Source organism: Microbacterium sp. str. 'China' (assembly GCF_002993305.1).
In the GTDB taxonomy this organism is placed as follows: domain Bacteria; phylum Actinomycetota; class Actinomycetes; order Actinomycetales; family Microbacteriaceae; genus Microbacterium; species Microbacterium paraoxydans.
On record NZ_CP027434.1, the window covers coordinates 1656126 to 1681567 of the forward strand.

30 protein-coding genes and 1 pseudogene are annotated in these 25442 nt (G+C 70.0%); 25 read left to right on the plus strand and 6 right to left on the minus strand.

What is annotated here, in order from left to right; genetic code table 11:
- Positions 1-5: 5 nt before the first annotated feature.
- The 3 genes from glpK to C6C15_RS07920 all read right to left on the minus strand — a co-directional run bounded on the left by glpK (position 6) and on the right by C6C15_RS07920 (position 4131).
- Positions 6-1520, minus strand: coding sequence for a glycerol kinase GlpK (glpK, locus tag C6C15_RS07910; protein ID WP_060922209.1), 1515 nt, complete (start codon positions 1518-1520; stop codon positions 6-8).
- A 36-nt stretch (positions 1521-1556) separates the two neighbouring features.
- Entirely contained in the window at positions 1557-2330 is a 774-nt protein-coding gene (locus C6C15_RS07915) for an MIP/aquaporin family protein (protein WP_060922208.1), read from the minus strand.
- 91 nt (positions 2331-2421) lie between these two features.
- Positions 2422-4131, minus strand: a complete 1710-nt coding sequence (locus C6C15_RS07920) for a glycerol-3-phosphate dehydrogenase/oxidase (protein ID WP_060922207.1) — start codon at positions 4129-4131, stop codon at positions 2422-2424.
- Between the two features lie 102 nt (positions 4132-4233).
- On the opposite strand from C6C15_RS07920, the gene C6C15_RS07925 reads away from it, so the two are divergent.
- Positions 4234-5205: a sugar-binding transcriptional regulator gene (locus tag C6C15_RS07925; protein WP_060922206.1), complete on the plus strand. Its 972-nt coding sequence runs from the start codon at positions 4234-4236 to the stop codon at positions 5203-5205.
- A gap of 12 nt (positions 5206-5217) precedes the next feature.
- Here the strand turns inward: C6C15_RS07925 and C6C15_RS07930 are convergent, their stop codons facing one another.
- A complete protein-coding gene (locus tag C6C15_RS07930) occupies positions 5218-6369 on the minus strand; it encodes a glutamate--cysteine ligase (protein ID WP_060922205.1) in 1152 nt (383 codons plus the stop codon).
- A gap of 208 nt (positions 6370-6577) precedes the next feature.
- Here C6C15_RS07930 and rpsP point away from each other — a divergent pair, with 208 nt between their 5' ends.
- The 6 genes from rpsP to C6C15_RS07960 are packed head-to-tail and all read left to right on the plus strand — an operon-like array spanning position 6578 to position 9837.
- Positions 6578-7015, plus strand: a complete 438-nt coding sequence (gene rpsP / locus C6C15_RS07935) for a 30S ribosomal protein S16 (protein WP_060922204.1) — start codon at positions 6578-6580, stop codon at positions 7013-7015.
- A 6-nt stretch (positions 7016-7021) separates the two neighbouring features.
- Positions 7022-7252: an RNA-binding protein gene (locus tag C6C15_RS07940; RefSeq protein ID WP_025103341.1), complete on the plus strand. Its 231-nt coding sequence runs from the start codon at positions 7022-7024 to the stop codon at positions 7250-7252.
- A gap of 1 nt (position 7253) precedes the next feature.
- Entirely contained in the window at positions 7254-7853 is a 600-nt protein-coding gene (rimM, locus tag C6C15_RS07945) for a ribosome maturation factor RimM (protein WP_105949769.1), read from the plus strand.
- A gap of 19 nt (positions 7854-7872) precedes the next feature.
- On the plus strand, positions 7873-8577 hold the full coding sequence (trmD, locus tag C6C15_RS07950) for a tRNA (guanosine(37)-N1)-methyltransferase TrmD (RefSeq protein ID WP_105949770.1): 705 nt from the start codon (positions 7873-7875) through the stop codon (positions 8575-8577).
- A 46-nt stretch (positions 8578-8623) separates the two neighbouring features.
- A complete protein-coding gene (locus C6C15_RS07955; RefSeq protein ID WP_105949771.1) occupies positions 8624-9358 on the plus strand; it encodes a class I SAM-dependent methyltransferase in 735 nt (244 codons plus the stop codon).
- On the plus strand, positions 9355-9837 hold the full coding sequence (locus C6C15_RS07960; RefSeq protein ID WP_105949772.1) for a pyrimidine dimer DNA glycosylase/endonuclease V: 483 nt from the start codon (positions 9355-9357) through the stop codon (positions 9835-9837). Before C6C15_RS07955 ends, C6C15_RS07960 begins: the two co-directional genes overlap by 4 nt.
- Here the strand turns inward: C6C15_RS07960 and map are convergent.
- The gene (gene map, locus C6C15_RS07965) at positions 9800-10582 is read right to left on the minus strand and encodes a type I methionyl aminopeptidase (protein WP_105949773.1); all 783 of its coding nucleotides are present in this window, start codon (positions 10580-10582) and stop codon (positions 9800-9802) included. The two genes, C6C15_RS07960 and map, sit on opposite strands and share 38 nt — an antisense overlap.
- 108 nt (positions 10583-10690) lie before the next feature.
- On the opposite strand from map, the gene C6C15_RS07970 reads away from it, so the two are divergent.
- The 9 genes and pseudogenes from C6C15_RS07970 (at position 10691) to C6C15_RS08010 (ending at position 17730) form a co-directional block, all read left to right on the plus strand.
- Entirely contained in the window at positions 10691-11179 is a 489-nt protein-coding gene (locus C6C15_RS07970; RefSeq protein ID WP_105949774.1) for an MFS transporter permease, read from the plus strand.
- A gap of 169 nt (positions 11180-11348) precedes the next feature.
- The gene (rplS, locus tag C6C15_RS07975; protein WP_025103348.1) at positions 11349-11699 is read left to right on the plus strand and encodes a 50S ribosomal protein L19; all 351 of its coding nucleotides are present in this window, start codon (positions 11349-11351) and stop codon (positions 11697-11699) included.
- Between the two features lie 119 nt (positions 11700-11818).
- Entirely contained in the window at positions 11819-12544 is a 726-nt protein-coding gene (lepB, locus tag C6C15_RS07980) for a signal peptidase I (protein ID WP_060922197.1), read from the plus strand.
- On the plus strand, positions 12541-13200 hold the full coding sequence (locus tag C6C15_RS07985; protein WP_105949775.1) for a ribonuclease HII: 660 nt from the start codon (positions 12541-12543) through the stop codon (positions 13198-13200). Before lepB ends, C6C15_RS07985 begins: the two co-directional genes overlap by 4 nt.
- 56 nt (positions 13201-13256) lie before the next feature.
- Complete coding sequence (locus C6C15_RS07990) at positions 13257-13583, plus strand: DUF2469 family protein (RefSeq protein WP_017204525.1); 327 nt, start codon at positions 13257-13259, stop codon at positions 13581-13583.
- A 111-nt stretch (positions 13584-13694) separates the two neighbouring features.
- Positions 13695-14057, plus strand: a complete 363-nt coding sequence (locus C6C15_RS07995) for a YraN family protein (protein ID WP_060922195.1) — start codon at positions 13695-13697, stop codon at positions 14055-14057.
- Positions 14054-15584, plus strand: a pseudogene (locus C6C15_RS08000) (YifB family Mg chelatase-like AAA ATPase). The gene C6C15_RS07995 and the pseudogene C6C15_RS08000 overlap by 4 nt, the downstream one beginning before the upstream one ends.
- Complete coding sequence (gene dprA / locus C6C15_RS08005) at positions 15581-16771, plus strand: DNA-processing protein DprA (RefSeq protein ID WP_105949776.1); 1191 nt, start codon at positions 15581-15583, stop codon at positions 16769-16771. The pseudogene C6C15_RS08000 and the gene dprA overlap by 4 nt, the downstream one beginning before the upstream one ends.
- 56 nt (positions 16772-16827) lie before the next feature.
- Positions 16828-17730, plus strand: a complete 903-nt coding sequence (locus C6C15_RS08010; protein ID WP_105949777.1) for a tyrosine-type recombinase/integrase — start codon at positions 16828-16830, stop codon at positions 17728-17730.
- A gap of 21 nt (positions 17731-17751) precedes the next feature.
- Here C6C15_RS08010 and C6C15_RS08015 read toward each other — a convergent pair whose 3' ends face one another.
- Positions 17752-18297, minus strand: coding sequence for a peptidoglycan DD-metalloendopeptidase family protein (locus tag C6C15_RS08015; protein ID WP_234024232.1), 546 nt, complete (start codon positions 18295-18297; stop codon positions 17752-17754).
- Between the two features lie 361 nt (positions 18298-18658).
- On the opposite strand from C6C15_RS08015, the gene rpsB reads away from it, so the two are divergent.
- The 9 genes from rpsB to C6C15_RS08060 all read left to right on the plus strand — a co-directional run bounded on the left by rpsB (position 18659) and on the right by C6C15_RS08060 (position 25424).
- Positions 18659-19600, plus strand: a complete 942-nt coding sequence (gene rpsB / locus C6C15_RS08020; RefSeq protein ID WP_025103356.1) for a 30S ribosomal protein S2 — start codon at positions 18659-18661, stop codon at positions 19598-19600.
- A gap of 41 nt (positions 19601-19641) precedes the next feature.
- Positions 19642-20469: a translation elongation factor Ts gene (gene tsf, locus C6C15_RS08025; protein WP_105949779.1), complete on the plus strand. Its 828-nt coding sequence runs from the start codon at positions 19642-19644 to the stop codon at positions 20467-20469.
- 90 nt (positions 20470-20559) lie between these two features.
- Positions 20560-21276: a UMP kinase gene (pyrH, locus tag C6C15_RS08030; protein WP_060922802.1), complete on the plus strand. Its 717-nt coding sequence runs from the start codon at positions 20560-20562 to the stop codon at positions 21274-21276.
- Positions 21277-21343: 67 nt separating this feature from the next.
- Positions 21344-21898, plus strand: coding sequence for a ribosome recycling factor (gene frr, locus C6C15_RS08035; RefSeq protein ID WP_060922801.1), 555 nt, complete (start codon positions 21344-21346; stop codon positions 21896-21898).
- Positions 21899-21903: 5 nt separating this feature from the next.
- The gene (locus C6C15_RS08040; RefSeq protein ID WP_199787703.1) at positions 21904-23049 is read left to right on the plus strand and encodes a phosphatidate cytidylyltransferase; all 1146 of its coding nucleotides are present in this window, start codon (positions 21904-21906) and stop codon (positions 23047-23049) included.
- 20 nt (positions 23050-23069) lie between these two features.
- The gene (locus C6C15_RS08045) at positions 23070-23651 is read left to right on the plus strand and encodes a DivIVA domain-containing protein (protein ID WP_060922799.1); all 582 of its coding nucleotides are present in this window, start codon (positions 23070-23072) and stop codon (positions 23649-23651) included.
- A gap of 67 nt (positions 23652-23718) precedes the next feature.
- Positions 23719-24408: a transglycosylase SLT domain-containing protein gene (locus C6C15_RS08050; RefSeq protein WP_234024233.1), complete on the plus strand. Its 690-nt coding sequence runs from the start codon at positions 23719-23721 to the stop codon at positions 24406-24408.
- Between the two features lie 9 nt (positions 24409-24417).
- On the plus strand, positions 24418-24705 hold the full coding sequence (locus tag C6C15_RS17325; RefSeq protein WP_082750107.1) for a hypothetical protein: 288 nt from the start codon (positions 24418-24420) through the stop codon (positions 24703-24705).
- The gene (locus C6C15_RS08060) at positions 24702-25424 is read left to right on the plus strand and encodes an alpha/beta hydrolase (RefSeq protein ID WP_060922798.1); all 723 of its coding nucleotides are present in this window, start codon (positions 24702-24704) and stop codon (positions 25422-25424) included. The genes C6C15_RS17325 and C6C15_RS08060 overlap by 4 nt, the downstream gene beginning before the upstream one ends.
- The last annotated feature ends 18 nt before the right edge of the window (positions 25425-25442 follow it).

Sequence of the window (25442 nt, forward strand, 5' to 3'; positions counted from 1 at the left end):
GGTGATCAGCGCACGTCGTCGTCGACCCAGTCCATCGACTTCGTGACGGCCTTGCGCCACAGGCGCAGCTGGCGGTCGCGCTCGGCCTCGTCGAGCGAGGGCTCCCAGCGGCGGTCCTCCTGCCAGTTCGCGGACAGGTCGTCGAGGCCGCTCCAGAAGCCGACCGCGAGGCCCGCGGCGTAGGCCGCACCGAGCGCGGTGGTCTCCGCCACGACCGGACGCACGACCGGGACGCCGAGGATGTCGGCCTGGAACTGCATGAGCGCGTCGTTGGCGACCATGCCGCCGTCGACCTTGAGCTCACTGAGGTCCACTCCGGCGTCCGCGTTGACCGCGTCGAGCACGTCGCGGGTCTGGAAGGCCACGGCCTCCAGGGCGGCGCGCGCGATGTGGTTCTTGTTCGCGTAGCGGGTGAGGCCGACGATCGCGCCACGGGCGTCCGGACGCCAGTACGGGGCGAACAGACCCGAGAACGCGGGGACGATGTACACGCCGCCGTTGTCCTCGACCTTCTCCGCCAGCTCCTCGACCTCGGGGGCGGAGGAGATGATGCCGAGCTGGTCGCGCAGCCACTGGATGAGCGAGCCGGTCACCGCGATCGACCCCTCCAGCGCATAGTGCGTGGGCTGGTCGCCGAGCTTGTAGCCGACGGTGGTGAGCAGACCGTTCTTCGAGCGGACGATCTCCTCGCCCGTGTTGAAGATGAGGAAGCAGCCCGTGCCGTAGGTGTTCTTGCTCTCGCCCTTCTGGAACGCGGCCTGCCCGAACGTCGCCGCCTGCTGGTCGCCGAGGATGCCGGCGATCGGCGTCTCGCGCAGCAGCGACGAGCTCTCGGCGGCGCCGTAGACCTCGGAGGAGGAGCGGATCTCCGGCATCATCGAGCGTGGCACGCCGAACGCCTCGAGGATGTCGTCGCGCCACTCCAGCGTCTCGAGGTCCATGAACATCGTGCGCGAGGCGTTCGTCACGTCGGTCGCGTGCACGCCGCCGTCGATGCCGCCGGTCAGGTTCCACAGGACCCAGGTGTCGGTCGTGCCGAAGAGCAGGTCTCCGGCCTCCGCCTTCTCGCGGGCACCTTCGACGTTCTCCAGGATCCAGGTGATCTTGGTGCCGGAGAAGTAGGTCGCCAGCGGGAGGCCCACGATCGACTTGAACCGGTCGACGCCCTCGTCGCCCGCGAGGCGGTTGACGATCTCCTGCGTACGGGTGTCCTGCCAGACGATGGCGTTGTAGACAGGCTTGCCCGTGGTCTTGTCCCACACGACGGCGGTCTCGCGCTGGTTCGTGATGCCCACGGCGGCGATGTCGTGGCGGGTGAGATCGGCGCGACCGAGGGCCAGACCGATCACCTCCTGGACATTGCGCCAGATCTCGGCGGCGTCGTGCTCGACCCAGCCGGCCTTGGGAAGGATCTGCTCGTGCTCCTTCTGACCGGTGGCGACGATGCTGCCCTTCTTGTCGAAGATGATCGCGCGGCTCGACGTGGTGCCCTGGTCGATCGCGATGATGTAGTCAGCCATGTGTTCTCCTTTGAATTCCCGAGCGGTTGAGGGGGATCAGCCGGCGAGGCTGAGCAGGCCGGGGGCGGCGAGGGCGGCGATGACACCGCCGATGAGCGGACCGACGACGGGCACCCACGAGTAGGACCAGTCGCTGGCACCCTTGCCCTGGATCGGGAGGATCGCGTGGGCGATGCGGGGACCGAGGTCACGAGCCGGGTTGATCGCGTAGCCGGTGGGGCCACCGAGCGATGCACCGATCGCGACCACCAGGAGGGCCACCGGAAGGGCGGTGAGCGGGCCGAGGCCACCGGGCGTGCCGACCTCGATGTCGCCGTAGTCCGCGAACGCGAAGATGACGAAGACGAGGACGAACGTGCCGATGATCTCGGTGACGAGGTTCCAGCCGTACGAGCGGATGGCGGGGCCGGTGGAGAAGACGCCGAGCTTGTTGGCGGCCTCCGGCTCCTGGTCGAAGTGCTGCTTGTAGGCGAGCCAGACGACGATGGCGCCGATGATCGCGCCGAGGAGCTCCGCGGCGGTCGCGGTGAGGAACATCGTGAAGTCGATGCCCTTGGCGGGGTCCAGCAGGTGCTGCACCCAGAGGCCGATACCGACGGCCGGGTTCAGGATGGCACCGGAGTACGCCGAGACGAGCACACCCGCGAACACCGCGAGACCCCATCCCCAGTTGACCATCAGGAAGCCGCCGCCGAAGCCCTTGTTCTTCGCCAGGGCGACGTTCGCGACCACACCGCAGCCGAGCAGGACCAGCATCGCGGTGCCGACGAGCTCGGAGAGGAAGTAGAGACCGAGATTGACGTCAGTCATGTCTTCGTTGACCTTTCTTGCGGGTCGGGGCCCCTCTGCCCCGACCCCTTATGGGGTAGCACCGCGAGGAGGGCGCGGTGGTCGGGCCCCGTCAGCCGCGGGCGCGGGACGGGATGTGGAGTCCGTGTCGCTCGTTGAGCAGCACGCGCGTCTGCTCCACCTCGGCGTCGTGACGCTCGCGGTCCCAGCCGAGGAGCGGAGCCAGGGCGTCGGCGATCTCGTCGAGCACCTCCGCTCGGGCGCCGCCCGTGAAGGCGATGCTCGTGCGGCGGAGGATGACGTCCTCGAGACGGGTGACCATCTCCTCGTTCACCATCCACTCCAGCTCGCGGGTCGACAGGTCGCCGCCGGCGAGGGGCGCGTCGTCCCCCTGCTCGACGTACGCCCACACGGCCGCCGCCCGGGTGCCATAGCGCGCGAGGAGCTGGTCGGCCCGGGTGCCGGCGCCGGCGAGGTTCTCCTGGATCCAGATCCGCTTGGCCTTCTCGGTACGCGGGAACTCGCGGCCGCCGCCGATCGCGCGGCCCGCCGTGGAGACGGTGCGCGTGCGCCCGAGGAGTCCGAGGACGGTGTCGGAGAGCGATTCGCCCAGAGCGCGGAACGTGGTCCACTTCCCGCCCACGAGGCTCACCAGCGGAACAGCGCCCTGGCGGTCGACCTCGACGCGGTAGTCGCGCGAGACGAAGCCGGGAGCGGTGTCCTCGTGCCGGGGGAGCGGACGGATGCCGGAGAAGTTGTAGACGATCTGCTCGCGGGTCACCGAGATCGACGGGAACACGTGGTGGATGAGGTCGAAGAAGTAGTCGATCTCCTCCTCCGTGCACACCGGCACCTCGCGCGGGTCGGCGTCGATGTCCGTCGTGCCCACGAGGACGCGCCCCTTGAGCGGGTAGATCAGCACGATGCGACCGTCGGAGTGCTCGAAGAAGATCTCGCGTCCCCGCGTGGCCTCCAGCAGCTCGGGGTGGTCGAGCACGATGTGCGAGCCCTTGGTGCCGCCCATGAAGTGGGTGTCGGTGCCGAGGGCGTCGTTCGTGAGGTCGGTCCACGGGCCGGAGGCGTTCACGACGACATCCGCGGTCACGGTGAACTCGGTGCCGCTCTCCCGGTCGCGGAGGGTGATCTGCTCGCCGTCGCGGCCGATCGCCTCGACGTAGTTCAGCGCCACGGCGCCGGGGTGGCTCGCGCGGCCGTCCTGCAGCACGTCGAGCGCGAGGCGCTCGGGGTCGTGCATCGACGCGTCGTAGTACGTCGCGGTGTACTTGATCTTCGGGTCCATCGACGGCAGCTCGGCCAGCGACTTCTTGCGGCCGAGGAAGCGGTGCCGGGGCACGGTGCCACCGTCGCGCGAGAACGTGTCGTAGATGGTGAGACCGACCTTGATGAGGAAGGCGCCGCGCTCCTTCGGCTTCCCGCTCTTGTGCGTGAGGAAGCGGAGGGGAGCGGAGAGGATGCCCGAGAACGTCGAGTAGATCGGGATCGTGGTCTGCAGCGGCTTGACGTAGTGCGGAGCGATCTTGAGCAGACCGTTGCGCTCCTCCACCGACTCCCGGACGAGACGGAACTCGCCGTTCTCCAGGTAGCGGATGCCGCCGTGGATCATGTGGCTCGACGCCGCGGAGGCACCGGAGGCGAAGTCGCCGCGCTCGACGAGGACGACGTCGACGCCCTGCAGCGCCAGATCGCGGAACGTCGAGATGCCGTTGATGCCGCCGCCGATCACGAGGACACTGGTGCGCCCGGATTCACGGAGCGCGCGGACCGCGTCCCGCTCCGGGGACGTGTGGGTGGAATCGATCATCGTCGACCCTCTCTTCCTTGCTTGCCACCAGCATCGACCTCTGTGACGCCGCGCGCAAGCTGGCTGCACATATGTGCAAGGATCGAGGGAGAGGAGGTCATCATGGCGGAATCCGGAGCGCCTTCGCGCGACGGGAAGCTGATCGCCGCGCTCAAGGCTGCCCAGCTCTACTACATGCAGGACAAGACCATGGAGGTCATCGCGCAGGAGCTCGGAACATCGCGATCGTCCGTGTCACGGCTGCTCAGCTTCGCGCGCGAGAGCGGCCTCGTCGACATCCGGATCAACTCGCCTCTGGAACGCCTCGGGATGCTCGAGCAGCGCATCAGGGATCGCCATCGCGTCGTCGCGCACGTGGTTCCGATGGCCGAGATCGTCAGCGAGGTCGAGCGCCTGGAGCGGGTGGCGCTGACCGCCGGGCGGCTGCTGTCCCAGTTCGTGGACTCGAACATGATCGTCGGCGTCGCATGGGGGTCGACGATCAGTGCGGTCAGCCGCGGTCTCACCCAGAAGGAGACGCACAACACGACATTCGTGCAGCTCAACGGCGCCGGGAACACCCAGACCAGCGGTGTGGAGTACTCCAGTGACATCCTGCAGCGCTTCGGCAGCGCCTTCGGGGCGCAGGTGCAGCAGTTCCCGGTCCCCGCGTTCTTCGACGACCCCGCCACCCGCGAGGCGATGTGGCGCGAGCGCAGCACCCGGCGTGTCCTCGACCTGCAGGCGAAGATGGACATCGCCGTGTTCAGTCTCGGCTCCCCGGCGGCGGAGGTGCCCAGCCGGGTCTACGTCGGCGGCTACCTCGGTCGGGAGGACTACCGCAGTCTGCGGGAGGACCACGCGATCGGCGACGTGGCGACGGTCTTCTTCCGCGCCGACGGCTCCTGGCGCGACATCCGGCTCAATGCGCGGGCGACCGGCCCGGGACTCGACCGGCTGCGCCGCGTGCCACGACGAGTGTGCGTCGTCTCCGGCGTGCCCAAGCTCGCGAGCCTGCGCGCGGCTATCGCCGCGGAGCTCATCACCGACGTGGTCCTGGACGAGGGGCTCGCGCGCCGGCTCGTCGAGGACTGAGCGGCGTTCGCGTCACTCGCCTTCGATCGAGGACTGCGGTCCGGTCCGGAACTCGCGGATCAGATGCTGGACCACGGCCCGGAGGTCGCCGTCCGTGGCGTCCGCCACCGCGAGCTGACGGGCGTAGCTCGCGCCGCCGTCGAGGATCGTCGCGATGCTGCCGAACTCGCGCACGCACCCGAGCTCGACGGCGACCGGGGTCAGTTCCTCGATCTTCTCGGTCAGGTGCTCGCGCACGGGCCGCTGCGTGCCGATCGTGTCGACGATGACCCGGGCGTCCAGGCCGTATCGGGCCGCGCGCCACTTGTTCTCGCGGTGGAACCACGCGGGGAGGTCGGGCAGGGCGGCCCCTTCGTCCAGGAGCCGGGAGAAGTGCTCGACGAGGACCTGCACGAGCGCGGCCACGGCGGCCATCTCGGAGAGCGTGGACAGGCCGTCGCACGCCCGGACCTCGATCGTGCCCCAGCGCGGAGCGGGACGGATATCCCACCGCACCTCCGTGGCGTCGGCCATGACTCCGGTGCGGACCATGTCGTCCAGGTAGCGCTCGAACTCCGACCAGTCGCGCAGCGGCCAGGGCAGACCCGCCGTGGGCAGCTGCTGGAAGACGAGAGCGCGATTGGAGGCGTACCCCGTGCGTTCCCCGGCCCAGAACGGGCTGGACGCCGACAGCGCCTGCAGGTGGGGGAGATAGGCCGACAGCGCGTTGATGATGGGGAAGACCTTGCGCTGCTCGTCGACGCCCACGTGCACGTGGATGCCCCAGATCATCATGTTGCGCCCCCACCACTGGGTGCGCTCGATCAGGCTGTGGTAGCGGGTCTTGTCGGTCACCGACTGGTCGTACCACTGGGCGAACGGGTGGCTTCCGGCGGAGAGCAGCTCGATCCCTGCCGGGTCGGTGGCCGACCGCACCGCCGCGATCGCGTTCGCGATGTCGTCGACGGCGTGGGCCACGGAGTCGCCGATCCCGCTGGTCACCTCGATGGTGTTGGTGAGGAGCTCGCCGGTGACGGTGTGGCGTTCGTCTTCGCTCTCCGCCTCCAGCGCGGCGAGGAGCTCCGGCGCGCGACCGACGAGATCACCGGTCTCTGGATCGGCGAGCATGATCTCCCACTCGAGACCGACGGTGGAGCGGGCCGAAGCGGCGAAGTCGAGCTGCACGGGGACAGTCTGACACGGGGCCGGGCCTGCTCCGCAACGCCGTGTCGCCGGGTTTCGCACGCGGCGCACGCATCTGGCAGAATAGAGGGTCGGACGACGTGCTCGACCCTCTATCCAGCGCTCGTCCTCCTCATTTGAGCTTCCGCCGGGTGTGCACCCCACGCTCCAGGCGACCGGTTCGTTTCCTTCCACACCATTCAGGAGAATCGTGGCTGTCAAGATTCGTCTCAAGCGCATGGGCAAGATCCGCGCGCCGTACTACCGCATCGTCGTCGCCGACTCGCGCACCAAGCGCGACGGTCGTGTGATCGAGGAGATCGGCAAGTACCACCCCACCGAGGAGCCCTCGTTCATCGAGGTCGACTCCGAGCGTGCGCAGTACTGGCTCTCCGTCGGCGCGCAGCCGACCGAGCAGGTCACCGCCATCCTCAAGATCACCGGCGACTGGGGCATCTTCAAGGGCGACAAGGACGCGAAGTCCACCCTCAAGGTCGCCGGCGAGAAGGCCGCGTTCGAGGCCGACGCCTCGAAGAAGTCGGTCATCAAGCCCAAGGCGGAGAAGAAGGAGGAGGCCCCCGCTGCGGAGGCCCCCGCCGCTGACGCCGACGCGGAGGCCGCTGAGGCTCCCGCCGCCGACGCCGAGTAATCCATCGTGCTCGCCGCCGCGCTCGAACACATCGTCAAGGGGATCGTCGATCACCCCGAAGATGTGCGCATCCACGAATCCTCGTCGCCTCGCGGCGACCTGCTCGAGGTGCGTGTGCACCCCGATGACCGTGGACGCGTGATCGGGCGCGGCGGCCGCACGGCCAAGGCCCTGCGCACTCTCGTGAGCGCCCTCGCCGACGGGCGCCGCGTCCGCGTCGACGTCGCGGACGACTGACGTGGTGTCGCAGGACCGCACCCAGGGCCGTAACCAGCTGCGCGTCGGGCGCCTGGTCAAGGCCCACGGGCTCAAGGGCGCCCTGAAGCTCGAGCTCTACACCGACAACCCGGAGCGGCGCTTCGTCCCCGGGGCCGCGTTCACGTTGCAGGTGCCCGAGGCATCTCCGTGGCACGGCAAGGAGATCGTCGTCCGCGAGTACCGCGTGATGAACGGGAACCCCGTCGTCTTCTTCGAGGACGTGGACGACCGGAACGCCGCCGAGAGCCTCGTCCGCGCCATCCTCTGGATGGACCAGGACGAGGACGAGACCGAGGACAACGCCTGGTTCGACCACCAGCTCGTCGGTCTGGACGTCGTCCGCGACGAGGTGGTCATCGGCCGCGTGGTCCGGGTCGAGCACCTGCCCGCGCAGGACCTCCTGATCGTCAAGCCCACGGCGACCGGCAGCACGGACGAGGTGATGGTCCCGTTCGTCGAGGCCATCGTCCCCGCCGTCGAGGTCACCGCCGGCCGCATCATCGTCACCCCGCCGGCCGGGCTCTTCGAGGAGCTTCCCGAGTCGGAGGACGAGACCGCTCCCTCCGACACCGCCGAGTGACCGCTGATACGGTTCCCCCGTGCGCATCGACGTCGTCTCCATCTTCCCCTCGTACTTCGACGGACTGACGCTCTCCCTGCTCGGCAAGGCGCGCGGCTCGGGTCTGCTCGACCTCCAGGTGCACGATCTCCGCGACTGGACGCACGACCGCCATCGCACCGTCGACGACACCCCCTACGGCGGGGGAGCCGGCATGGTCATGAAGCCGGAGCCGTGGGGCCTCGCTCTCGATGAACTCACGGCGGACGCCGCCCCGGCGCCGACCATCATCTTCCCGTCGCCGGCGGGGGAGGTCTTCACCCAGGCGACCGCGCGGGAACTCGCGGGGCGCGACCACCTCGTGTTCGGCTGTGGGCGCTACGAGGGCATCGACGAGCGCGTCTTCGAGTACGCCGCCGAGCGGGGCGAGGTGCGGTTGCTGAGCCTCGGCGACTACGTCCTCAACGGCGGCGAGGTGGCGACGATGGCGATGATCGAGGCCATCGGCCGCCTGATCCCGGGCGTCGTCGGCAATCCGGAGAGCCTGGTCGAGGAGTCGCACGAGGACGGCCTCCTCGAGTACCCGTCGTACACCAAGCCGTCGGTGTGGCGGGAGCGCGCGGTCCCCGATGTGCTCCTCAGCGGCAACCACGGTGCGATCGCGGCATGGCGTCGCGAGCAGCAGCTCGTCCGCACCCGCCTGCGGCGCCCTGACCTGCTCCCGGACGCACCGACCGACGGCTGACCGGGCCGCGACCATCCGCCGCGACGAGTGCTGTTAGCGTCGATACATGGTGGATGTGACACGCGCGCGATCGTTCGAGAGCATCGGCGAGGAGTACGACCGCTACCGGCCGGGGTTCCCGGAGCGTGCGGCCGACATCGTCGTTCCGGACCGGGTCGCCACGGCGCTCGATCTCGGCGCCGGCACCGGGAAGTTCACGGGGCTGCTCGTCGCGCGGGCGAGGCGGGTGATCGCGGTCGAGCCGTCTGCGCCGATGCTCGCCGTGCTCGCGCGGACGCTGCCGACGGTCGACGCGCGGCCGGGGACCGCGGAGAGCATCCCCGTGCCGGACGGCTCCATCGATGCCGTCAGCGTCGCGCAGGCGTTCCACTGGTTCGATCGGGACGCGGCGGCGGCCGAGATCGCTCGCGCGCTCGTGCCTCACGGCACGCTCGGGCTGCTGTGGAATCGTGCCGACCCCGCCTGTCCCTGGGACCTCGCGTGCCACCGGGTGGCGCATCCCGCGGTCGGCGCGGACGACGACACCTCCGCGTCGGCCGCGGATCTCCCCGGCTTCGTCCTGGAGGTCCACGAGGAGGTGCGCTGGACGGAGCGGATCACCCGCGAGGACTACCTCCGACGGTGGGGCACGGTGAGCAGCTTCCTCGTGGCGGACGATGCGGAGCGCGCGGCGATGGTGGCGGCCCTGGAGGCAGTGCTGGACGGCGCGGACGAGACGCGGGGGAAGGCGGAGTTCGAGCTGCCGCACCTCACCGATGTGTTCCGCTACCGCCGGGCATGAGGATCTGGTCGCTGCACCCCGAGTACCTCGACCGTCAGGGGCTCGTCGCCTGCTGGCGGGAGACGCTCCTCGCCCAGGCGGTGCTCGCCGACGCCACGAAGGGGTATCAGCGGCATCCGCAGCTCGAGCGCTTCCGAGCGGTGGCCGATCCGGTGGCCGCGGTGGGCGCGTACCTGGCAGGTGTCGCCGACGAGGCGGACGCCCGTGGCTATCGTTTCGACCGCACGCGGATCCGGCGGATTGAGTCGGCGATACCGCCGATCCCGGTCACCACGGGTCAGCTCGCGCGGGAGTGGGAGCATCTGCGGGCGAAGCTCGCCGAGCGCAGTCCGGAGTTGCTCACCCGACACGGGGCTGTGGAGCTCCCGAGGGCGCACCCGCTGTTCGTCGTCGTTCCCGGGCCGATCGCGCCCTGGGAGCGCGCCGACCCCGCGGCCGGAGTCAGTCGACGCCGAGGAACGAGCGATCCGTCAGGATGATCGGACCGTCCTCGGTGATGGCGATGGTGTGCTCGGAGTGCGCGCCGCGGGAGCCGTCCGCGCTGCGCAGCGTCCACCCGTCGGGGTCGGTGATCAGCTCGTCCGTCGTCGCGAGGAACCAGGGCTCCAGCGCGAGCACGAGGCCGGCACGGAGCGGGAAGCCGCGTCCTGCGCGGCCGTCGTTCGCCACATGAGGGTCGCCGTGCATCGTGCGGCCCACGCCGTGACCGCCGAAGTCGGTGTTGATGGAGTAGCCCTCGCCGTGCGCGACGTCGGCGATCGCGGCGGAGATGTCGCCGATGCGCTTGCCGACCACCGAGGTCTCGATCGCGGCGGCCAGCGCGCGCTCCGTGGTGTCGATGAGACGGAGGTCCTCGTCCCGCGGTGTACCCACGACGAAGGAGACCGCGGAGTCGGCGACCCAGCCGTCGACCGAGACGGCGAAGTCCAGGGTGACGAGGTCGCCGTCCCGGAGCGCGTAGTCGTGCGGGAGGCCGTGCAGGACGGCGTCGTTCACGGAGGTACAGATGACCTTGCCGAAGGGGCTCGCCCCGAAGGACGGGTGGTAGTCGATGTAGCAGGACTCGGCGCCGGCCTTGCGGATCATGTCATGGGCCCGGCGATCGATCGCCAGGAGGTTGGTGCCGACCTTCGTCTCGTCGCGCAGGGTCGCCAGCGTCTCGGCGACGAACCGGCCTGCCGCGCGCATCTCATCGATCTCGGCAGGGGTGCGCAGTTCGATCATCAGTGTCCTCTCGTCGTCTCCATTCTCCCTGATCGCACAGGTGCCCGGCGCCTGCCGCTCTCAGCGAACACCCGTGACGCGCCGGCGCGGTCGCCGTAGCATCGGAGCATGTGGATCCGACAGGCCTTCTTCCGCTGGCTGCTGCCGTCGGCGTTCCTTCTGCCGCTGTGGCTTCTCATCGGCTGGGCCGTCTTCCAGGGCGGCTGGTCGATCCTCTGGGTGCTGCTCATCGCGATGCCCTCGGTGTTCGTGGGGCAGCTCCTGCTCACGCTGATGACGCGCTCCCGCCCGTCGGTCCGCGCCGAGCGCGCCGTCTCGTGGTGGGACGTCGCCGGGTTCGGTCTCTGGCACGCGCTCACGATCGCAGTCGGCTTCTTCATCGAGGGGGCCTTCGGCTGGCTCCTCGCGGCCGCCATCGTCGTGGGCATCGCCCTGGTGTGGCTGCAGCTGTGGCAGCTCTGGAACGAGGCGCGGGGGAGCGGGACGCGGATCCGCGAAACCATCTCCTGGTCGACGATGACGCCGCCGCGCACCGAGAGCCCGCAGACGAGTGTGCACGAGGTGATCGTGGTGCGGGAGACCGACGACCGGCTCTGACCTGTCGTTTTGGTCGGGCCTGTCATCCGTGGCAGAATGGTTGATTGTGCCGTGACCGGCTCTGCCCCAGGGGAGCCCGCGGACGCGTCAGCGCCGTTCGGCACACTCCCATTCTTGTTCCTTCCTAATCCGTGCATCCGACCTGAGGCGAGTGCAGAGAGAGACGATCATGCAGATCCTCGACGCCGTCGACGCGGCTTCGCTCCGTTCCGACATCCCCGAGTTCTTCCCCGGTGACACCGTCAAGGTGCACGTCAACATCACCGAGGGCAACCGCTCCCGTATCCAGGTCTTCCAGGGCGTCGTCATCGGCCGCCAGGGTGACAGCGTCCGCGAGACCTTCACCGTCCGGAAGATCAGCTTCCAGGTGGGTGTCGAGCGTACCTTCCCCGTGCACTCCCCGGTGATCGACCACATCGAGGTCGTCACCCGCGGTGACGTGCGTCGCGCCAAGCTCTACTACCTGCGCGAGCTCCGCGGCAAGAAGGCGAAGATCAAGGAGAAGCGCGTCAACAACTGACGCGAAGCTTCTTCACAGCACCCCGGGACACGATGTCCCGGGGTGCTTTCGTTCTGTCCCCGGTGTGCGAACCTTGTTACTGCCGTGCGCTCACGGTGCTCTCTTCGAGAAGGAACCAGATGACTGACTCTCCGTCCGCACGCCCGACACGACGGCGGCGCGGGTTCCTGGTCTTCCTCCGCGACGTGCTGGTCATCGTCGTCATCGCCGCGCTGGTGTCCTTCGTCATCAAGACGTTCGTCGTGCGCTCGTTCTACATCCCGTCGGCCTCCATGGAGCGGACGCTGCTGATCGACGACCGCATCCTCGTCGACGAGCTGACGCCGCGCTGGACCGGCTACGAGCGCGGCGACATCGTCGTCTTCAAGGACCCGGGGGGCTGGCTCGACCCGATGCCGCAGACCCCGGCACAGCCGCCACTGGTCAAGGCCGTCGACTGGGTGCTGACTTTCGTGGGCATCTCGGCCACCGACACGCAGGACCATCTCGTCAAGCGGGTGATCGGGGTCGAAGGCGATCACGTGGTGTGCTGCAACGCGTTGGGGCAGATCACCATCAATGGGGCCCCGATCGACGAGCTGAGCTACCTGAACCTTCCCGAAGGGGACACCGCGGCTTCCAACGAGCCGTTCGACGTCGTCGTGCCGGAAGACTCCGTGTGGCTCCTCGGCGACAACCGCGACCGCTCCCGCGACGCCCGCGCACACCAGGAGCTGCCCAGCGGCGGATTCGTCCCCGTCTCGAACATCGTGGGCAAGGCGTTCCTGACGACGTGGCCGCTCGACCGATTCGGACCGATCGACGGCCATCACGAGATCTTCAACGGGGTCCCGGATCCCGAATGACCGTCATCACGCCTCGACTGACCCTGGAGCGGAAGCTCCTGGGGGAGTGCGACCTCATCATCGCCCTCGATGAGGTCGGTCGCGGCGCATTGGCGGGACCTGTGGCCGTCGGAGCAGCCGTGATGGACGCCAAAGGCGCCCGCCGTCGGGTTCCGGAGGGCCTGCGCGACTCGAAGCTGGTGCCCGAGCGCCGGCGCCCGGACGTGGCCACCCGCGCCGCCGCCTGGGTGCAGGCCTCCGCCGTCGGCTGGGCGACCGCGGCGGAGGTCGACGAGGTCGGGATCATGCGGGCCCTGGGCCTCGCCGCCTCGCGGGCTGTGGAGGCGGTGGTCGCACAGGGCGCGACGGTGGAGAACGCCCTGGTCCTGCTCGACGGCAATCACGACTACGTCTCGCGAGTGCATCCCGTGCCCCTGCGGGTGCGGCCCGTCATCAAGGCGGATCGCGACTGCGCCTCGGTGTCCGCGGCGTCGGTGATCGCGAAGGTCGCGAGAGACGGTCACATGGCGGAGCTGCACGAGGGTCACCGCGACTACCAGTGGGATCGCAACAAGGGGTACGCGAGCCCGGAGCACCGGGAGGCCATCCGCTCGTTCGGGCTCTCCCCGTTCCACCGGTCCTCGTGGGCGATCGCCGACGCGCCGACGCTGTTCTGAGCGGCCGCGCCCGGGATGCCGCGACCGGCGCCGGACGACCATAGGATGGACTCATCATGGATGAGGAAGCCTTCGACGACTACGACCGCGAGCTGGAGCTCGCGCTGTTCCGCGAGTACCGCGACGTCGTCTCTCAGTTCCAGTACGTCGTGGAGACCGAGCGTCGCTTCTACCTGGCCAACGAGGTCAACGTCGTGCGGCGGGACACCGAGCACGACTTCTACTTCGAGATCTCCATGAGCGACGTGTGGGTGTGGGACATCTACCGGGCTGACCGCTTCGTGAAGGCCGTCCGGGTGCTCACGTTCAAGGACGTGAACGTCGAGGAGCTCCAGCGCCGCGAGTTCGAACTGCCGCAGGAGCTCTCCCTCGACGGAGAGTGACGCGGCGCGCCGTTTCTGCACAGCGGTGACATTCTTCGTCGTTTCCACAGCCTCTGGACTGTTCGCGCGGGACCACGGCGGTGACGGGGTGCTGACGTCCATTCTGTCGGGATGGCAGCGAAAGACGACCTCGGGCGAGCCGGGGAGCAGCAGGCAGCGGACTATCTGACGAAGCGCGGGTATCGGATCGTCGACCGCAACTGGCGGTGTCCCCAGGGGGAGCTGGACATCGTCGCGATCATCGGCCCCCATGTCGCGGTGGTCGAGGTCAAGACACGGCGGTCAGCGGCGTTCGGGCACCCGTTCGATGCGATCGATGACCGCAAGCGGCGCCGGCTGTGGCGTCTCGCCTACGCCTGGCGTGCGGCACACCCCGAGCTGGCGCGCGGACGGGCCCTCCGGGTGGAAGCGGTCGGCATCATCGGCGCGTCCGTGGCGACGGCCTCGATCGAGCACCTCGAGGACATCGCATGAGCACGGCGCGAACCTGGTCCGTGGCGCTCACCGGGGCCGAGGGGCATGTCGTCGAGGTCGAGGCCGACCTCTCGGCGCAGACGCCGGAGTTCCGCATCATCGGCCTCCCGGACAAGTCCCTGGGCGAGGCCGTGCAGCGCGTGCACAACGCCTGCGGGAACTCCGGCCTCCCGTTGCCGCGGCGACGGCTGACCGTCAACCTCTCGCCGGCGAGTCTGCCGAAGCACGGGGCCGCCTTCGACCTGGCGATCGCGGTGGCCTGCCTCGCCGCGGGCGACGTGATCGCCCGTCGCGCCATCCGGCAGACCGTGCATCTGGGAGAACTCGGGCTGGACGGGAGGCTGCGTCCCGTGCCGGGAGTGCTGCCGGCCGTCTTCGCTGCCGCTCGTGCCGGCTTCGACCGCGTGATCGTGCCGCACGGCAATGCGGCTGAGGCGGTTCTCGTCGCCGGCGTGGAGGTGCGTGCCGCCGCCTCACTCGCGGAGGTCGCCGCCTGGCTCGGCGCGCCACGTCGAGGTGCCCGATGTCGAGCCGGTTCCGGGGCCGCAGCCGCCGGAGGAGAAAGCGGACGAGCGCGACCTGAGCGACGTCCTCGGGCAGGAGGAAGCCGTCGAGGCGCTCATCGTCGCTGCCGCCGGTGGCCACAACATGCTCCTGAGCGGTCCACCGGGAGCAGGGAAGACCATGCTCGCAGGGCGCCTGCCCGGCATCATGCCGCCGCTGACCGAGCAGGAGGCGATCGAGGTGGCCTCGGTCCGCTCCCTCTGCGGTGAGGCCGTGACCGGACTCGACCACCAGCCCCCGCTGGTCGCTCCGCACCACAGCGCCTCGGTGGCGGCGATGGTGGGAGGCGGTTCGCGGACGGCGCGCCCCGGCGCGGTCGCCCGTGCGCATCGGGGCGTCCTCTACCTGGACGAGGCGGCGGAGTTCCCGCGGGTGGCCCTGGACGCGCTCCGCCAGCCGCTCGAGACGGGATTCGTCGATGTGCATCGCTCGGGCTTCGTGGTGCGATTCCCGGCGCGGTTCCAGCTGCTCTTGGCGATGAATCCGTGTCCCTGCGGCAACCGCGGCGTCCGTGATGGCGACTGCATCTGCCCGCCTCAGGCGCTGCGACGCTATGCCACGCGGCTCTCCGGGCCGTTGCGCGATCGTCTCGACATCGATCTGCCGGTCGCGCGCGTCGCAGCCTCCCGTTCGATCGCGGGGGAGCGCTCCGGAGCGACGACCGCCGAGGCCAGGGATCGCGTCGGCGCGGCCCGCGCACGAGCCGAGCGGCGCTGGCGCGGCACACCGTGGCGTCGGAATGCGGAGATCCCCGGCACTGTGCTCCGGCATGGCGGCTACCGTCTCCCGTCGGACGTGCGGGCGGGGCTCGATCGCGCCTTGGAACGCGGGGCGTTGACGCTCCGCGGTTACGACCGCGTCCTCCGGGTGGCGTGGACCATGGCCGATCTGGCCGGACGCGACCGTCCCGGCACGGACGAGGTCGGGCGGGCGCTGCTCCTGCGGACGGGGGTGGCACGATGATCGACGGACTCCTCTCTCAGCAGGACGCTCTCGACGCGGCGCGGGGCGTGCGCGGAACAGACGAGGTGACGGAGGCGCTGGCGCGGGTCGCCTGGTCCGTCATCGCCGACCCCGGGGACGCCGTCGCCGCGACCCTCGTGCGCGAGTTCGGGCCGGCCGACGGGCTGCGCTTCGCGTTGGACGGGGCGGGACGGCCGTGGCCGGTGGTCCGAGCCGTGGGGGCACGACGGGCCCTCGACGATGCGCGCGCCCGGTGGCGGCAGCGCGCCGATCCGGCGGCGGTGATCGGCGCCATCCGTGGCGCACGGAAGGCAGGTGCGAAGCTGCTGCTCCCCGGAGACCCCGACTGGCCGCTGTCCGTCGATGATCTCGATGCGGAGGCGCCGATGGTGCTGTGGGTGCGCGGGCGCAGCGACCTCCTGTCGAGCGCGGTGCGCGTTGCGATCGTGGGAGCCAGGGCGGCCACCGCCTACGGGGAGCGTGTCGCCGCCGACATCGCCGGAGACCTGGCTGTCGGGGAGACGGCGGTCGTGTCCGGCGGTGCGTACGGCATCGACGGCGCAGCGCACCGCGCCGCATTGACCGTCGGCGGGGGGACGATCGCGGTCCTCGCCGGGGGCGTCGACCGCCCGTACCCCGCCGGTCACCGGAACCTTCTGTCCCGCATCGCGGTCGACGGAGCCGTCGTCAGCGAGGTGCCGTGCGGGACGGCCCCGACGCGGTGGCGCTTCCTCGCGCGCAACCGGCTGATCGCGGCGCTGGGGCAGGCCACCGTGGTCGTGGAGGCGGGCTGGCGCAGCGGCTCCCTCAACACGGCGGGGCATGCGGCAACGCTCGGAAGGCCGCTCGGCGCGGTGCCCGGTCCCGTGACGTCCGCCTCGTCGGCCGGCTGTCACCGGCTGCTGCGCGAGTACGACGCGGTGTGCGTCACCTCCGCGGCGGAGGTGGCCGAGCTGCTCCCGGCCGGCGCGCGGTCGCAACGAGGACTCGATGCGACGGACGACGCGCGGGTCGTGCTCCTCCGTGCGCTCAGCACGCGAGCCGCTCGCACGGAGGCGGAGCTCGCCCAGCGCGCCGATCTCACCGTCGACCGGACCCGCGCCGTGCTCGGCCTGCTCGATCTCGACGGGCTCGCGCGACGCGACGGCGACGGCTGGCGTGGCGTGGGCGCGGCACGCACATCGTAGGCAGGGTCCCGGCGGGGCGCGTCGCTCTCAAGGCGGGGGAGCGGCAGGCTGGGGATATGGACTTCGCGGTCGCTGTCGAGGCGTTCGCCGACCACCTCGAGAAGGTGCGTCGGCTCTCTCCGGCGACCGTGAAGGCGTACCGTTCCGATCTGCGGGACCTCGGGACGAGCGTGGGGGGTGGCACGGTGAGCCGTATCGACCTGGAGATGCTGCGCGAATGGCTGTGGCAGGCGACTCAGCGGGGTGACGCCCGTGCGACGCTGGCCCGACGCGCGGCCACGGCGCGAGCGTTCTTCGGGTGGGCGCGCGAGCAGGACCTCGTCCCTGTCGACCCCAGCCTGCGGCTCGTGGCACCGAAGCGCGCGAAGACGCTGCCGACGGTGGCATCGAAGGACGCGATGTCGGAGCTGTTGGAGCGACATCGGCAGGCGGCGGCCTCGGGCGATCCCGCGGCCCTCCGCGACCACGCGGTGATGGAATTCCTCTACGGTGCGGCGGTCCGCGTCTCCGAACTCTGCGGCCTCGACATCGACGACCTGGATCTCGATCGGGGGACGGCCCGCGTGCGGGGCAAGGGCGACAAAGAGCGCGTCGTCCCGTTCGGCGCTCCGGCGCGGGATGCGCTCACCGCCTACCTGCGTCGCGCTCGACCAGCTCTCCTCGCACGGGCCGGGGCCGCCTCGCCCGCCGTCTTCCTCGGCAGTCGCGGTGGGCGCGTCGGTCCGCGGACGGTCTACGAGGTCGTCGCCCGTGCGCTCGCACCCGTCGTCGGCGCGGAGACCGTCGGGCCGCACGCCCTCCGTCACACGGCGGCGACCCATCTGCTGGACGGTGGTGCGGATCTCCGTGCCGTGCAGGAGATCCTCGGGCACGCAAGCCTGGGGACCACGCAGATCTACACGCACGTGTCGGCGGAGCGGCTGACGGCGACGTATCGCCTCGCGCACCCGCGGGCCTGAGCGCGGAGCCCGCCCGTCGGATCATCCGTCGCAGCAGGGCAGGAGCCGCGCCCGCAGGAGGCCGCCGAACAGGAGCATCGGGTTGATGTACTCGCCGTCGCGTCGCACGCCGACGTGCAGTGAGTCGGGTGGAGCGTGACCACCCGTGGCGACACGGCCGATGTCCTTGCCTCGGCGGACCGGGTCTCCCGCGCGCAGGGGCGACTCCACGGGCTCGAACGTGCTCACGAGGCCATCCGCGTGTCGGATCGTGAGCAGCGGACGATCGACGACGACGCCCTGGAACGCGACGATCCCCTCCGCCGGGGCGACGACGGTGCCGCCCGCAGCCGCAGCGACGTCCACGCCGCGGTGTCCGGGGCCGTAGGCGTGCGCTGGCGCGCGGTAGGCGACGCTCACGCGGCGCGTCCCGTCGACGGGCCACTGCCAGGGGATGTCGGAGACGAACTCGTCGGGCACGGGCGCGAGGCCGTGTGCCGCCGACGCCGCTCGGGCGGCGAGCGGAGACGGGAACGGAGCACCGCCGCACAGGAGTGCGACAGCGGCGAGGACTGTGGCGATCAGCACCCGGAGGAGAGAGGGGTGCGGGCGAGAGCGAGGGCGAGGAGGGGACGGAGGAGTCATCACGCGAGTGTGCGTGACCGGTGCGGGCCGGCGGAGCGGCCGCTCTCCGCCGGGGCCGGCGGCAGGGGAGAAGGCCGAGCATCGCGCCGCTGTGGAGGACGAGCTGGCGCCGCATGATCCTGTATGCTGGACGAGCACCTCGATCTCGGGGTGACTACGCGTGCCCAGAGCGACTCTGTCGTGGCATCCACTCCCGCAGGTCCCGTTTCCGAACGGGTGGGGGTGAGCCGGGCACCAGGATGTCCGACCGTCCGGTCGGCATGACAACCTCAACGGCGCCCCGCGCCAGAATCAGGAGACGACCATGGCTGTGGTCACCATCCGCCAGCTGCTCGACAGCGGCGTGCACTTCGGACACCAGACCCGTCGGTGGAACCCGAAGGTGAAGCGCTTCATCCTCACGGAGCGCAGCGGCATCCACATCATCGACCTCCAGCAGTCGCTCGGCTACATCGACAAGGCCTACGACTTCGTCAAGGAGACCGTGGCGCACGGCGGCACGATCCTCTTCGTCGGCACCAAGAAGCAGGCGCAGGAGATCCTCGCGGAGCAGGCCACGCGCGTCGGCCAGCCCTACGTGAACCAGCGCTGGCTCGGCGGCCTCCTCACCAACTTCTCCACCATCGCGAAGCGTCTCGCCCGCATGAAGGAGCTCGAGGAGCTCGACTACGAGAACCCCTCCGCTTCCGGCTTCACGAAGAAGGAGCTGCTGCTCAAGAAGCGCGAGCTGGACAAGCTCCACAAGTCGCTCGGCGGTATCCGCAACCTCACCAAGACGCCGTCCGCCCTCTGGGTGGTCGACGCCAAGCGTGAGCACCTCGCCATCGACGAGGCCAAGAAGCTGGGCATCCCGGTGATCGGCATCCTCGACACCAACGCCGACCCGGACGACTTCCAGTACCCGATCCCCGGCAACGACGACGCCATCCGTTCGGTGTCGCTGCTGACGCGCATCATCGCCGACGCCGCCGCCGAGGGCCTGCAGCAGAAGCACAACCCGGAGTCGGGCGACGCCGAGCCGCTGGCCGAGTGGGAGAAGGAGCTTCTCGAGGCTCCCGTGCAGGAGTCCGCTGACGCCGCCGAGGTCGTGACCGCGGACGACGAGGCCGCTGTCGTCGAGACCCCGGCCGCTGACGCCACCGCCGCCGACGAGGCCGGTGCCCAGGCGCACGACGAGGCGATCGCCGCCGCTTCCGGTGAGGAGACCGCCGAGGTCGCCGCCGCCGAGGCCGCAGACGCCAAGTAATCCCTCGTACACCCACACAACGAAGCAAGGAGCCACCACACATGGCCAACTTCACCATCGCCGACCTCAAGGCGCTGCGTGAGCAGCTCGGCACGGGAATGGTCGACACCAAGAAGGCGCTCGAGGAGGCTGACGGCGACGTCGAGAAGGCCACCGAGATCCTGCGCCTGAAGGGTGCGAAGGGCAACGCCAAGCGCGCCGACCGTTCGACCAGCGAGGGCCTCGTCGTCGCTCGTGAGCAGGACGGCGCCGTGACGCTCGTCGAGCTCGCCTGCGAGACCGACTTCGTCGCGAAGAACGAGCGCTTCATCGCGCTGGCCGACAAGGTCGCCGACGCCGTCGCCGCCGTGAAGGCCGACTCGGTCGAGGCCGCCCTCGCCGCTTCGGCGGGCGACAAGACCGTCGAGCAGCTCATCTCGGAAGAGGCCGCCATCATCGGCGAGAAGGTCGAGCTCCGTCGCGTGCGCACCGTCTCCGGTGACAGCGTCGAGGTCTACCTCCACCGCACGAGCAAGGACCTGCCGCCGCAGATCGGTGTCGTCGTCGCCTACACGGGTGACGACGCCGAGACCGCGCGCAGCATCGCCCAGCACATCTCGTTCGCGAACCCGTCGTACCTGTCCCGCGAGGACGTGCCGGCGGATGCGGTCGAGAAGGAGCGCGAGATCGTCACCGAGATCTCCCGCAACGAGGGCAAGCCCGAGGCCGCTCTGCCGAAGATCGTCGAAGGCCGCGTCTCCGCGTTCATCAAGCAGGTCGCCCTGCTGGAGCAGGACTACGCCAAGGACAACAAGCTCTCTGTCGCCCAGGTGGCGAAGGACGCCGGTATCACCGTGACGGACTTCGCGCGCTTCAAGGTCGGCGCGTAGCACTGTCGAAGGGGTTCGGATCGCTCGATCCGAACCCCTTCTTCATGCCCACCAGGCACTATCTTGAATCGGGACGAGAGGACACCCCCCATGACTGAACGCACCGGACGCCGTCGCGTCCTCCTCAAGCTCTCCGGAGAGGCGTTCGGCGCCGGGCAGCTCGGCGTCAACCCCGACGTGGTCAGCCAGATGGCGCGGGAGATCGCCGCCGCGGTCGACCGGGTCGAAGTGGCGGTCGTCGTCGGCGGAGGCAACTTCTTCCGTGGGGCCGAGCTCAGCCAGCGAGGAATGGATCGCGGGCGCGCCGACTACATGGGCATGCTCGGCACCGTGATGAACGCCCTGGCTCTGCAGGACTTCCTCGAGCAGGCGGGTGCCGCGACGCGTGTGCAGTCCGCGATCTCGATGACCCAGGTCGCCGAGCCCTACATCCCGCGTCGGGCGGAGCGGCACATGGAGAAGGGCCGCGTCGTCATCTTCGGCGCCGGCGCGGGCCTGCCGTACTTCTCCACCGACACGGTCGCCGCGCAGCGCGCACTGGAGATCGGCGCGCAGGAGGTCCTCGTGGCCAAGAACGGCGTCGACGCGATCTACACCGCCGACCCGAACAAGCACGCCGACGCGGAGCGCATCGATCGCGTGACCTATCGCGATGCTCTGCAGCAGGGCCTCAAGGTCGTCGACTCGACGGCGTTCAGCCTGTGCATGGACAACAACATGGACATGCGCGTCTTCGGCATGGAGCCGGCGGGCAACGTCACCCGCGCGCTCCTGGGCGAGCCCATCGGCACGCTCGTCACCGCCTGAGCGCCTGCACGGGACGGGAGCCCGCTCCCGATAGAATTTCCAGAACACCCCGACGATAGGAGCCACCGTGATCGCGGACGTCCTCGCTGAAACCACCACCCGCATGTCCCGGGCCGTCGAGGCTGCCAAGGAGGACTTCTCCACGGTGCGCACCGGTCGTGCGAACCCGCAGCTCTTCCAGAAGGTGCTGGTCGACTACTACGGCACGCCGACCCCGCTCGCGCAGCTCGCCTCGCTCGCGAACCAGGAAGCACGCACGCTCATCATCACGCCGTACGACAAGTCCGCGCTCAAGGCGATCGAGCAGGCCATCCGCGACATGCCGAACCTCGGGGCGAACCCCACGAACGACGGCAACCTCGTGCGGGTCACGATGCCCGAGCTCACCGCCGAGCGGCGCAAGGAGTACGTGAAGCTCGTGAAGTCCAAGGCCGAGGACGCCAAGGTCCACGTCCGCGGCATCCGCCGGAAGGCGAAGGACGAGCTGGACGGCCTGAAGAGCGAGCTCGGTGAGGACGAGATCGCCCGCGGCGAGAAGGAGCTGGACGCGCTGACCCGTCAGCACGTCGATCTCATCGACGACGCGCTCAAGCGCAAAGAGGCCGAACTCCTCGAGGTGTAGCTCGTATGTCCGATGAATCGCGCGGCGCTGAGGAGGGCACTCCGGTGACGCGCCGGGAGGAGCGGCCGGAGGCCGGTCCTGACGGCGGCGTGCCGCTCGGCGACGCCGCCTTCCCGGCGTTCGACGCGGATCGGGTGCCACCCCGGCCACCGCTCCCGGCGCCGCCGGGTGCGGCTCCTGTCACCGCCGACCGCCTCGACACCGCCGACCACAACGCGATCCGCGAGCAGTGGCGTCAGGCGCGCGACGAGTTCGGCACGCATGTCTCCCATGCGCGCGATCAGCTCGACCAGGCGAACGAGCGCATCAAGCAGCGCACCGGTCGCGATCTGATCCTCGCGATCCTCATCGGACTCGCATTCGGCGCGGCACTGCTCGGTTCGCTGCTGTTCATCAAGGCGCTGTTCGTGCCGTTCGCGTTGGCTGCGGCCCTCCTCGGCGTGTACGAGCTCTCCCGCGCCCTGCGAGCGGCCGGGCGTCGTGTCGACGTCGTCCCGCAGCTGATCGCCGCGACGTTCCTTGTCCTGTCCGCGTACTTCGCCGAGCCGTGGCTGAGCTGGGTCATGCTGTTCGTCTCCGTGGCCTTCGTCATCGTCTGGCGCCTGCTCGCCCAGATGGTGGCGAAGGACGGCCGCACATACGGAGATGTGCTCACCGACGCCGTGATCGGCGGTTTCGTGCAGGTGTACGTGCCGTTCCTCGCCGGCGTGGCCCTCATCCTGCTCGAGCAGGAGGGCGGGCAGTGGTGGGTGCTCAGCTTCATCGCGATCGCGGTCGCCGCGGACACCGGTGCGTATGCGGCTGGACTCGCCTTCGGGCGGCACCCGATGGCACCGCGGATCAGTCCCAAGAAGACCTGGGAGGGCTTCGGCGGCGCCGTGGTCGCGTCGCTCGTGGCGGGCGTGCTCCTCGCGATCTTCCTGCTCGATCTGCCCTGGTGGGGTGGCGTGATCTTCGGCGCCGCGATCCTGCTGTCCGCGACGCTCGGGGACCTCGGCGAGTCGATGTTGAAGCGCGACCTCGGGATCAAGGACATGAGCTCGTGGCTTCCAGGGCACGGAGGACTCCTCGACCGGCTGGACAGCATCCTGCCGTCGACGATCCCCGCCCTCTGCCTGTACTTCCTCCTCTCTCCCTGGTTGGTGCTGTGATGAACGACAGTGGTGCTGTGATGGACGACGACCGCCGCGAGGGCACCGTGCAGAGCACGGCCAAGCCGGCGTTCGCACTCACGACCGGACGCACGAAGGGGTACCACCGCGCCGCGGTGGACGGGTTCCTCGCGTCGGCGCGACAGACATTCGAGAGCGGTGCGGACGACCTCACGGCCGAGGACGTGCGCACCGTCTCCTTCCCGCTCGTCAAGGAGGGCTACGTGGTGGCGGACGTCGACGCGGCCCTCGGACGCGTCGAGGATGCCTTCGCCGCGCGCGAGCGGGAGCGCGCCGTGCGCTCCCTCGGAGCGGGCGCATGGGTGGAGCAGGCGAGGGCCGACGCGCAGGTGATCCTGGACCACCTGGCGCGTCCGCGTCGGCACCGGTTCGCCCGCACCGGATTCCTCACCTTCGGCTACCGCGTCGACGAGGTCGATCACGTCACCTCCCGCATCGTCCGCTACCTGCGGGACGGCGACGCGCTGTCGGCCGAGCAGCTGCGGTCCGCGGCGTTCCGCATGCAGCGCGGCGGCTACCGCGAAGAGCAGGTCGACGCGCTCCTGGACGCCACCATCGACGTGATCCTGGCGGTCCGCTGAGCACGTCTGATGGCCTCTTCAGGCAGGTATGCGTAAACTGTCCTCCATCGTGAACTCCCGAAACGACATGATGCCCGATCGAAACGACGCCCTGCTGGTACCCGCAGCGACGTCCGCGTCGGCCACCCGCGGCACCCGCCGCTGGTCTCGCCGCCGCGGTGTCGTCGGGGTCTTCAGCTCTCTCGCGGTCGTCGGATTCGCCGCCGCGATGGTCGCGCCCACCGGTGTCGCCCTGGCGCAGCCCATGGCCACGGACGCACCGGACTCCGTGTATGCGGTAGCACTGGCGGACACGCAGAACCTCACCGTCACGGTGGAAGGAGCGGCGATCACCCCCGTCGAGCGCGGGTCGTTCGACATCTACGTCAAGCCCAAGCCGAAGCCCAAGCCGAAGCCGGCCCCGGCGACCACGTCCTCGTCGTCCGACGAGTCGGAGGGCGGATCCTCCGGCGGCGGTGGGCTCCCGCCGTACAGCGGCGGCGGCGCTCCCGCGGAGTGGATGGCAGCCGCCGGGATCGCGCAGAGCGACTGGCAGTACGTCGACTACATCGTCTCGCGGGAGAGCGGTTGGAACCCCAACGCGACCAACTCGTCCTCCGGCGCCTGTGGCCTCGTCCAGGCGCTGCCCTGCAGCAAGGTGCCGGGCAACGGCTACAACCCGGTGGACAACCTCCGTTGGGCAACCGGATACGCCACCGGTCGCTACGGCAGCTGGGCAGGCGCGTACAACTTCTGGGTCACCAACCACTGGTGGTGAGCCGGCACCATGCCCCGCTCACGCCGACGTCCTTCCGCGCGCCCTGAGGGCGATGACTCCTTCGAGCGTCTCCTCGCCGGCTGGAAGCGCACCGAGGTCCGCCGAGGCGTGGAGTGGACGGTGCAGCCCGTCTCCGCACTCCAGGCGCAGAAGGCGTACGTCTGCCCGGGTTGCGGACGGTCCGTCGAGCCCGGTACCGCCCACCTCGTCGCCTGGCGCGCGGACGGTGTTCTCGGCGACGCCGCGGCTCTCGCCGACCGCAGACACTGGCACAACCACTGTTGGAGGATCGCATGACCATCGAGATCCGGGGACCGCTGGAGCTTCCGGCGCGTCGTGAGGACATCGAGCTGCACACCGCGGACGGCCTGACGCTCGTCGGCGAGCTCGCGATGCCGGAGGCCGACGCGCCGGCCGCGACCCTGGTCACGCTGCACCCGCTGCCGACCGCCGGCGGCTTCATGGACTCGCACATCATCCGGAAGGCGTCCGCGCGGCTGCCCGCCCTGGCCGATCTCGCGGTGCTGCGGTTCAACACGCGTGGCACCACATCGCCGCGCGGCACCAGCGAGGGAACGTTCGACGGCGGCGCTGCGGAGCAGTTCGATGTCGCAGCCGCCATGGACTTCGTCCGTGACCGCGCGCTGCCGCGCCCGTGGCTCGTCGGGTGGTCGTTCGGGACGGAACTCGCCCTCAAGTACGGTGCCGACCACGACATCGAGGGCATCATCCTCCTCTCGCCGCCGTTGCATCGCGCTACGGCGGAGGAGGTCGCCGCCTGGGGGAAGACCGGCCACCGCGTGGTCATCCTCGTGCCCGAGTTCGACGACTACCTGCGCCCGGCGGAAGCGCGGGAGCGCTTCGCGACGATCCCCCAGGCGCAGCTGATCGCGGTCGAAGGAGGCAAGCACCTGTGGGTGGGGGAGACCCAGACGCGCCGGGTGCTCACAGAGATCGTCGCCGCGGTCAATCCGTCGGCTCTGCCGCTGCCGACCCACTGGTCGACCGAGGACTGACGCCGCGGGCGACCCTGG

Bases quoted from the DNA above. Each gene is read 5' to 3' on its own strand.
- glpK (WP_060922209.1), bottom strand. From the start codon at position 1,520: ATGGCTGACTACATCATCGCGATCGACCAGGGCACCACGTCGAGCCGC.
- C6C15_RS07915 (WP_060922208.1), bottom strand. From the start codon at position 2,330: ATGACTGACGTCAATCTCGGTCTCTACTTCCTCTCCGAGCTCGTCGGC.
- C6C15_RS07920 (WP_060922207.1), bottom strand. From the start codon at position 4,131: ATGATCGATTCCACCCACACGTCCCCGGAGCGGGACGCGGTCCGCGCG.
- C6C15_RS07925 (WP_060922206.1), top strand. From the start codon at position 4,234: ATGGCGGAATCCGGAGCGCCTTCGCGCGACGGGAAGCTGATCGCCGCG.
- C6C15_RS07955 (WP_105949771.1), top strand. From the start codon at position 8,624: ATGGTGGATGTGACACGCGCGCGATCGTTCGAGAGCATCGGCGAGGAG.
- C6C15_RS07960 (WP_105949772.1), top strand. From the start codon at position 9,355: ATGAGGATCTGGTCGCTGCACCCCGAGTACCTCGACCGTCAGGGGCTC.
- map (WP_105949773.1), bottom strand. From the start codon at position 10,582: ATGATCGAACTGCGCACCCCTGCCGAGATCGATGAGATGCGCGCGGCA.
- C6C15_RS07970 (WP_105949774.1), top strand. From the start codon at position 10,691: ATGTGGATCCGACAGGCCTTCTTCCGCTGGCTGCTGCCGTCGGCGTTC.
- rplS (WP_025103348.1), top strand. From the start codon at position 11,349: ATGCAGATCCTCGACGCCGTCGACGCGGCTTCGCTCCGTTCCGACATC.
- lepB (WP_060922197.1), top strand. From the start codon at position 11,819: ATGACTGACTCTCCGTCCGCACGCCCGACACGACGGCGGCGCGGGTTC.
- C6C15_RS07985 (WP_105949775.1), top strand. From the start codon at position 12,541: ATGACCGTCATCACGCCTCGACTGACCCTGGAGCGGAAGCTCCTGGGG.
- C6C15_RS07990 (WP_017204525.1), top strand. From the start codon at position 13,257: ATGGATGAGGAAGCCTTCGACGACTACGACCGCGAGCTGGAGCTCGCG.
- C6C15_RS07995 (WP_060922195.1), top strand. From the start codon at position 13,695: ATGGCAGCGAAAGACGACCTCGGGCGAGCCGGGGAGCAGCAGGCAGCG.
- dprA (WP_105949776.1), top strand. From the start codon at position 15,581: ATGATCGACGGACTCCTCTCTCAGCAGGACGCTCTCGACGCGGCGCGG.
- C6C15_RS08010 (WP_105949777.1), top strand. From the start codon at position 16,828: ATGGACTTCGCGGTCGCTGTCGAGGCGTTCGCCGACCACCTCGAGAAG.
- rpsB (WP_025103356.1), top strand. From the start codon at position 18,659: ATGGCTGTGGTCACCATCCGCCAGCTGCTCGACAGCGGCGTGCACTTC.
- tsf (WP_105949779.1), top strand. From the start codon at position 19,642: ATGGCCAACTTCACCATCGCCGACCTCAAGGCGCTGCGTGAGCAGCTC.
- pyrH (WP_060922802.1), top strand. From the start codon at position 20,560: ATGACTGAACGCACCGGACGCCGTCGCGTCCTCCTCAAGCTCTCCGGA.
- C6C15_RS08040 (WP_199787703.1), top strand. From the start codon at position 21,904: ATGTCCGATGAATCGCGCGGCGCTGAGGAGGGCACTCCGGTGACGCGC.
- C6C15_RS08045 (WP_060922799.1), top strand. From the start codon at position 23,070: ATGGACGACGACCGCCGCGAGGGCACCGTGCAGAGCACGGCCAAGCCG.
- C6C15_RS08050 (WP_234024233.1), top strand. From the start codon at position 23,719: ATGATGCCCGATCGAAACGACGCCCTGCTGGTACCCGCAGCGACGTCC.
- C6C15_RS17325 (WP_082750107.1), top strand. From the start codon at position 24,418: ATGCCCCGCTCACGCCGACGTCCTTCCGCGCGCCCTGAGGGCGATGAC.
- C6C15_RS08060 (WP_060922798.1), top strand. From the start codon at position 24,702: ATGACCATCGAGATCCGGGGACCGCTGGAGCTTCCGGCGCGTCGTGAG.